The 3,029-nt window shown below is 57.5% G+C and carries 3 protein-coding genes and 1 pseudogene (1 of these 4 running past the window's edge); 2 read left to right on the top strand and 2 right to left on the bottom strand.

Annotation, left to right across the window (positions count from 1 at the left end; all coding sequences use genetic code 11):
* Together QZL67_RS08970 and QZL67_RS08965 are read left to right on the top strand one after the other, a co-directional pair.
* Positions 1-507: uridine kinase (locus tag QZL67_RS08970; RefSeq protein ID WP_292920198.1), on the top strand; the 507-nt coding region annotated here is incomplete at its 5' end.
* Positions 508-617: 110 nt separating this feature from the next.
* Positions 618-1,196 carry an ECF transporter S component gene (locus QZL67_RS08965; RefSeq protein ID WP_022290386.1) on the top strand — a complete coding sequence of 193 codons (579 nt, stop codon included), beginning with the start codon at positions 618-620 and terminating at the stop codon, positions 1,194-1,196.
* 333 nt (positions 1,197-1,529) lie between these two features.
* Here the strand turns inward: QZL67_RS08965 and QZL67_RS08960 are convergent, their stop codons facing one another.
* Together QZL67_RS08960 and QZL67_RS08955 are read right to left on the bottom strand one after the other, a co-directional pair.
* Positions 1,530-2,747 carry an NADP-dependent isocitrate dehydrogenase gene (locus tag QZL67_RS08960; protein ID WP_022290385.1) on the bottom strand — a complete coding sequence of 406 codons (1,218 nt, stop codon included), beginning with the start codon at positions 2,745-2,747 and terminating at the stop codon, positions 1,530-1,532.
* Positions 2,748-2,817: 70 nt separating this feature from the next.
* A pseudogene (locus tag QZL67_RS08955) lies at positions 2,818-3,029 on the bottom strand (hydratase) (it continues 2,069 nt past the right edge of the window).

The raw sequence follows: 3,029 nt of genomic DNA, 5'->3' as shown, positions 1-3,029 counted from the left end.
GACGGACGCTCCGGCAGCGGCAAAAGCGGCCTTGGCAAGCTGCTGGGGCGGCTGTTTGACTGCAATGTCGTCCATATGGACGATTTTTACCTGCCCATTGCCGACCGCCCGGAAAACTGGACAGAGATCCCCGGCGGCAATATGGACCTCTCCCGTTTTCGCCAAGAGGTGCTGCTGCCCGCCCGGCGGGGAGAGACGGTTTTCTATCGTCCCTTTGACTGCCGAAGCCAGACTCTTCGGGAAGCACAGCCCTTGCCCCGCCGTCCGCTGACGGTGGTGGAGGGCAGTTATTCTCATCACCCGGAATTGACCGGTCAATATGATCTGAAGCTGTTTCTGACCTGCTCCAGGGAGGAGCAGGCCCGACGCCTGCAGGCGCGGGAAGGAGCGTATTATCAGACCTTTTTGACCTGCTGGATTCCAGCGGAGGAACGGTATCTGCGCAGCTGCGGCATTGAAGAAGCCGACGTTCTGCGCCTGGATACCTCCACGTTTTTTGAATCATGAAGCAGCCGTCAGAAGACGGCAAACACCCCCGGCACTCCGAAAAAAGCCATGAAGGCGAAAGCACCCTCAGAAGAGGCGCGCAGAAAGACTTTTTGAGAAGGAGTTTCCCCATGAAAGAGAAAAATCTGAAGACCTACATCTGGAACCTGGTCCTGTCCGCCATGTTTATGGCAATCGGCCTTGTCCTGCCCTTTTTCACCGGCCAGATCCCCCAGATCGGCAGCATGCTGCTGCCCATGCATCTGCCTGTGCTGCTGTGCGGCTTGATCTGCGGCTGGCAGTATGGCGGCGTGGTGGGCTTTGTCCTGCCGCTGCTGCGGTATGTGATGTTCGGCATGCCTCCGATTTTCCCCACCGGTCTTGCCATGGCCTTTGAGATGGCGGCTTACGGCATGATCGCCGGTGCGCTCTACAAGCACTCCAAGTGGCAGTGCGTGGTGGCGCTCTACCGCTCTTTGCTGATCGCCATGGTGGGCGGCCGCATCGTCTGGGGTGCGGTGATGGTGGTGCTCTCTGGCGTGTCCGGTCAGGCGTTCACCTGGCAGCTGTTTATCTCCGGCGCATTTTTGACGGCTGTTCCCGGCATCATCCTTCAGCTGGTGTTTATCCCGGCGGTGATGGTGGCACTGGACCGGACGGGCATGGTCCGCTTTGCCCGCAAGACCCAGGCCGTCCAGGCATCCAACTGAACCCAGTCCGCGTTTGAAAACCGGTCCGTTCCACACAGCGTTTGTTGCGGGAGCGGGCCGGTTTTGTTGCACTGAGCTGGCAGGATATCCAGTATTACTGGTCGGGAGGTGTTCCTCTCTGTGGATGTGGAGCGGATGTTCTATATCACAGAGGATATGCAGTCTTTCGGATTGAAACCGGAGGGCGGCACCACCATTGCCACAGAACGGACCTAGGTACCGCTGCTGCAGTCGGGGTATTATGACTCCATCCGGCCGACGTGTTTGTATTCATAAAGAAAACACCCCACGTATTCTGTGGATACGCGGGGTGTTTTCGCCTTTTATAAAGAATTATGCCAAATTATGAGTCAGCCGTTCGGCAATTGCGTCCAGGAATTCCCGGCTGGTCACTGCCGTGGCGGCGAATCCGGGTTCCACCAGGTTCACCAGATCCTTGGTCATGATCCCGGCGTTCAGAGTGTCGTAGCAGGCCTCTTCCAGCTTTTCTCCAAAGCGGGTCAGTTCGGGCAGCTTGTCCAGCTCGCCCCGGCGCTTGAGCGCGCCGGACCAGGCGAAAATGGTGGCAATGGGGTTGGTGGAGGTCTCCTCCCCCTTTAAGTACTTGTAATAGTGGCGGGTAACGGTGCCGTGGGCGGCCTCAAACTCCATAGTGCCGTCCGGGGCAACCAGTACGGAGGTCATCATGGCAAGAGAACCAAAGGCGGTGGAGACCATATCGCTCATCACATCGCCGTCGTAGTTCTTGCAGGCCCAGATGTAGCCGCCTTCGCTGCGGATGACCCGGGCCACGGCATCATCAATAAGAGTGTAGAAGTAAGTGAGGCCCAGCTTTTCAAATTCCGCCTTGTACCGGCTCTCATACTCCTCTTCAAAAATCTGCTTGAAGTCCCCGTCATAGATCTTGGCGATGGTGTCCTTGGTGGAGAACCACAGATCCTGCTTGGTGTCGATGGCGTACTGGAAGCAGGCCCGGGCAAAGGAACGGATGGAGGAATCCTTGTTGTGGGCTCCCTGCCACACGGCGGGGCCATCCACCTTCTGGACCACCACAGTCTGCTCTTTTCCGGAGGCGCCCCGGAATGTCATGGTACATTCGCCCGGCTCATCGGTGTGGAAATCCACGCTTTTGTACACGTCACCATAGGCGTGACGGGCGATGGTGATGGGCTTTTTCCAGTTTTTCACCACGGGCTTGATGGCGTCGATCAGGATGGGCGTGCGGAACACGGTACCGTCCAGAATGGAGCGGATGGTGCCGTTGGGGCTTTTCCACATCTCCGTCAGCTGGGGATACTCCTCCATGCGCTGCTTGTTGGGGGTGATGGTGGCGCACTTGACGGCCACTCCATATTTCCGGGTGGCATTGGCGGCATCCACCGTCACCTGATCCTTCGTCTCGTTGCGGTGCAGCAGACCCAGGTCGTAGTACTCTGTTTTCAGATCCACAAAGGGGAGGATCAGCTTTTCCTTGATCCAGCCCCAGAGGATGCGGGTCATCTCATCGCCGTCCATCTCCACGATGGGCGTGGTCATTTGAATCTTTTCCATGGAAACCTCCGGCATTTACAGTTGTTTTGACTGTGGTGTATGTGCGCTGAGTATGTATGGATGGAGCCATTCAGGCTTTCTTGGCATAGTAGTTCATGAGACAGCCATCCAGGATGATCTCTTTTTCATCCGCGGTCAGGCCACGGACATGGAGCAGCAGATCCTCCACGGCACCGTTTTGACGGATGACCTTGGCGGGGATGTCCTCCTTGCCGGAGGCAATCGCCTCCCGGATGCCGGGAACAAAGACGCAGTAGCCGGTTTCGTGGGGAAAGGGGGCTC

The sequence above is a fragment of the Oscillibacter sp. CAG:155 genome, from assembly GCA_000436875.1.
Classification (GTDB): Bacteria; Bacillota; Clostridia; order Oscillospirales; family Oscillospiraceae; genus Oscillibacter.
The sequence above is the reverse complement of the archived record's forward strand: the minus strand, read 5'-3'. Positions and strand labels throughout refer to the sequence as shown.